General features: G+C 68.1%; 4 protein-coding genes and 1 pseudogene. 4 read left to right on the top strand and 1 reads right to left on the bottom strand.

Features of this window, described 5'->3' with window-relative positions; genetic code table 11:
• Positions 1 to 471, top strand: a 471-nt coding sequence (locus tag EN742_RS27615) for an LLM class flavin-dependent oxidoreductase (protein WP_128333505.1), incomplete at its 5' end; no start/stop codon positions are given.
• Between the two features lie 8 nt (positions 472 to 479).
• Here the strand turns inward: EN742_RS27615 and EN742_RS27610 are convergent.
• Positions 480 to 1,150 (bottom strand): annotated as a pseudogene (locus EN742_RS27610) (isochorismatase family cysteine hydrolase).
• Between the two features lie 229 nt (positions 1,151 to 1,379).
• Between EN742_RS27610 and EN742_RS27605 the strand changes: the two are divergent.
• From EN742_RS27605 to exbD, 3 genes are read left to right on the top strand one after another with little or no spacing between them, the layout of a single operon-like run.
• Positions 1,380 to 2,198 carry an ATP-binding cassette domain-containing protein gene (locus tag EN742_RS27605; RefSeq protein ID WP_126057550.1) on the top strand — a complete coding sequence of 273 codons (819 nt, stop codon included), beginning with the start codon at positions 1,380 to 1,382 and terminating at the stop codon, positions 2,196 to 2,198.
• Positions 2,199 to 2,215: 17 nt separating this feature from the next.
• Complete coding sequence (exbB, locus tag EN742_RS27600) at positions 2,216 to 3,160, top strand: tonB-system energizer ExbB (protein WP_126057551.1); 945 nt, start codon at positions 2,216 to 2,218, stop codon at positions 3,158 to 3,160.
• 6 nt (positions 3,161 to 3,166) lie between these two features.
• The gene (exbD, locus tag EN742_RS27595) at positions 3,167 to 3,667 is read left to right on the top strand and encodes a TonB system transport protein ExbD (protein ID WP_126057552.1); all 501 of its coding nucleotides are present in this window, start codon (positions 3,167 to 3,169) and stop codon (positions 3,665 to 3,667) included.
• Positions 3,668 to 3,792: the final 125 nt, after the last annotated feature.

Here is a 3,792-nt window from a genome sequence, read left to right as displayed (position 1 = left end):
GGCCCGCACGGCGCCGACGTGACGATCCGGCTTGGCGGCCAGTCGGGAACGGCGCTCAGGGTAGCCGGCCGGCACGCGGATGTCTTCGAACTGTCCGCCGGTTCGCCCGACGAGGTCAGCCAGTTGATCGAGCGCGTGCGCGCCGCCGCCGCCGAGCATGGAAGGGCCGGCAAACTGCGCTTCGCGCTGCCCGTGCGCATGCGATCGCAAAAAGATGAAGGCGTCGCCGATCACAAGGCGGTTGAGGTTTCCGGGTCGCCGGCCGAGATCGCGTTGTCGCTGTTGCCCTATGCGGGGCTCGGCATCCATGAATTCATGATCGCCGGCATCGACAGGCCGCGCGAGATCGCGACGGCGGGTCGCGAGACTGTCACGCTTATCGCCAATTCACTGGCGCGTCTCGAGAGCGGCGTGACGCAATCCGGCGCATTGGTGCCGCGCCTGCCATCGGGATCCCGCGCCCGGGCCTGACCGGGTCGTCAGCGCGGCCTGCCGGCAAGCCGCGCCAGCGATTCGATGACGGCGTCCGAATCCGCCAGCGCGCCGAAGACGCCGTCCTCGACCGTCACCATGTGAAGCGCGGCCTCATGCGCCTGTCTGTCGCCGCTGGCGCAGGCGTCCGCAATCGTCAGGCACTGGAAGTTGCGGTCGCAGGCCTCACGCAGCGTGGTGTGGACGCAGACGTCGGTCGTGCATCCCGTGAACAGGAGATGCGTGATGCCGCGTGCGCGCAGGACCAGCTCCAGGTCGGTATAGGTGAAGGCGCCGTTGCACGTCTTGTCGACGACGATATCCTGCGCCGCCACCTCGATATCGGCGACGATCTGGAAGCCCGGGCTGGAGCGCAGCAGGATGCCGGTGCCGTCGAGCCGTGCCCGTTGGCGGCGCCATTTCTCGTAAGGCGTCATGTCGGCCATGTCGGCGCGGTAGCCTTGCCTTGTGTGCACGATGGTCAGGCCGGCGGCGCGGGCTGCCACGATCAGCCGGTTCACCGCCGGCAGGATCGCCCTGAGCGGCGAAGGGTCGTATCCCTTTCTGGCGAAATAGCCGGTCGGCGACAGGAAGTCCTCCTGCAGGTCGATGACCAGCAGCGCGGTGTGTTGCGGCTCGAGCCGTCATAGGGGAAATCGAACGGGATCGCCTTGATCATCGGCCGCTTGCCTCACGCAGGGAGCCATCGTGGCCGGAGATGGTGTCGCAGTCCATAGGCAGGGCATGGCCCTCCGCAGAGGCGCCACATTGGCAGCAAGGCGCAATTCGGCCGTGCGCCGGGGCCTCATGACAATTTTGTTGAATCAAATAGTCATCTCCATAGTTGACTAGTAAACTCATGTTTCATAGTCAACCGTCGATGGCAGCTGGAAACCGCTTGCCGAGGAATGCGCAAGCCCGAGTTGCAGAAAGGCCAGAGCGTGGCTGGAGTTCAGACTGCCTTCCGTGTCGAAGCGGTGCGTTTCGCCGTCGGCGAGCGGACTCTGCTCGGACCGGTCTCGCTCGAGCTCGAACGCGCGCGCGTCTACGGTCTGATCGGCCACAACGGCTCCGGCAAGTCGACGCTGATCAAGCTTCTGGCGCGCCAGCAGCCGGCAAGCGAGGGCGCGATCAGCTTCGCCGAGCGGCCGCTGGCCGGCTGGAGCGCGCGCGAGCTGGCGCGGGCATTGGCCTATCTGCCGCAGACGACGCCGGCGGCGACCGGGCTTACCGTGCGGGAACTGGCGGCGCTCGGGCGCTATCCCTGGCATGGCGCGCTCGGCCGTTTCGGCCATGAGGACAGGCGGCATATCGAGGAGGCGCTGGCGCTGACCGACATGGCCGGCTTCGCCGACCGTCTGGTCGACGAGCTTTCCGGCGGCGAGCGGCAGCGGGCCTGGCTTGCCATGCTGGTGGCGCAGAATGCCGGCGTCATGCTGCTCGACGAGCCGATCTCGGCGCTCGACATCGCCCACCAGGTCGAGGTGCTCGACCTGGTCAGGGAACTCAGCCGCAAGCGCGACCTTTGCGTCGTCGTCGTGCTGCACGATCCCAACATGGCAGCGCGTTATTGCGACGAACTGATCGCGCTGAAGGAAGGCAGGCTGCTGACGCGCGGCACGCCCGCCGAGATCATGCGGGGCGACATGCTCAAGGGCATTTTTGGCGTCGAGATGGGGGTGTTTTCGCACCCCGTCACCGGCCAGCCCATCGGTTACGTGCAATGATGAAGCGAGGACGAAGCGTGTCCAGACATGGCCTTTTCGCGGCGCTGGCCGCATCGTTGATCCTGGCGGCCGGCGCTGTCGCCGCACAGGAGCAACCGGCGACGCCAGCTCCGGCCGCACAAGCGCCGGTGGCGCAAGCTCCTGCAACCCAAGTGCCGGCCGCACCCGCCACAACCGCTCCGGCCATTGCTGCTCCCGCTGCACCGCAACCGGGCGTTAGGCCGGCTCCGGCACCGTCGACGGCGATTGCGCTGACGCTGCCGCACGATTTGTCGCCCTGGGGCATGTTCATAGCCGCCGACATCATCGTCAAGGCGGTGATGATCGGCCTCGCCTTCGCCTCGCTGGTCACCTGGACGATCTGGCTGGCCAAGTCGCTGGAGATCCTCGCCGGCAAGCTCAGGGCGCGCCGCGCCGCGCAGGCGATCGGCAATGCCGCGACGCTGATGCAGGCCGGGCGCGCGCTCGGCCACAACAATGGCCCCGGCGCGCTTCTGGTGCGCGCCGCAGAGGAAGAGGCCGCGCTTTCTGCCGGCGCGCTCGACCACGTCACCGGCGATGGCCTGAAGGAGCGCGTTACCTCGCGGCTGTCGCGCATCGAGGCAGCTGCGGCGCGGCGCATGTCGCGCGGCACCGGCCTGCTCGCGACCATCGGCTCGACCGCGCCTTTCGTCGGCCTGTTCGGCACGGTGTGGGGCATCATGAACGCCTTCATCGGCATCTCGCAGGCGCAGACCACCAATCTGGCGGTCGTGGCGCCCGGCATCGCCGAAGCGCTGCTCGCCACCGCCATGGGCCTGGTGGCGGCGATCCCGGCGGTGGTCATCTACAACGGCTTTGCCCGCTCCATAGCCGGCTACAGGCAGATCCTCGCCGATGCCGCCGCTGGCGTCGAACGGCTGGTCAGCCGCGACCTCGATTTCCGCACCGTGCCGCCGGCAGGCGCCATCGCGGCGGAGTGAGCGGTCATGGCGGCGCGGATTCGCGAAACGGCCGGCGACGATCTCGAGGAAAGCCACGAGATCAACGTCACCCCGTTCATCGACGTCATCCTGGTGCTTTTGATCATCTTCATGGTCGCGGCACCGCTCGCCACCGTCGATGTCAATGTCGACCTGCCGGGCTCGACGGCGACGCCGGCGCCGCGCCCCGAGACGCCGCTGTTCCTGACGCTGAAAGGCGATCTTACGCTCGCCGTCGGCAATGACAGCGTGCCGCGCGCCATGTTCGCCGCCATGCTCGACGGTCGCACCAAGGGCGACAAGCAGACGCGCATCTTCCTGCGCGCCGACAAGTCGGTTGGCTATGGCGAGCTGATGGAGGTGATGAACCTGCTGCGTGCCGCCGGCTATCTCAAGATCGCGCTGGTCGGCCTGGAGACGCTGCCTTCGGCCGATGCGCCAGAGCCAGGCGGAAGCCAGCCATCTGGAGGCCAGCCGACAGCCCCGAGCGGCGGCACGGCACCATGACGGGCGCGACGGCCGCCTTGTCCGGGGTCGGTCAGCCGCGGTTCGGCGCGAGCGAGACCGGCCTGTGGGCGGCTGCCGCCGCCTTGATCCTGGTCGCGCATGTGGCGGTCGCCCATGCCGTGCAG

Origin of the sequence: Mesorhizobium sp. M4A.F.Ca.ET.020.02.1.1 (genome assembly GCF_004022645.1) — a bacterium.
Lineage (GTDB): Bacteria > Pseudomonadota > Alphaproteobacteria > Rhizobiales > Rhizobiaceae > Mesorhizobium.
This window is presented reverse-complemented; position numbering and strand designations above follow the sequence as displayed.

What these genes read in the sequence shown, in the direction of transcription:
- exbD (WP_126057552.1), top strand. Translation starts at nt 3,167, where the DNA reads ATGGCGGCGCGGATTCGCGAAACGGCCGGCGACGATCTCGAGGAAAGC.
- EN742_RS27605 (WP_126057550.1), top strand. Translation starts at nt 1,380, where the DNA reads ATGCGCAAGCCCGAGTTGCAGAAAGGCCAGAGCGTGGCTGGAGTTCAG.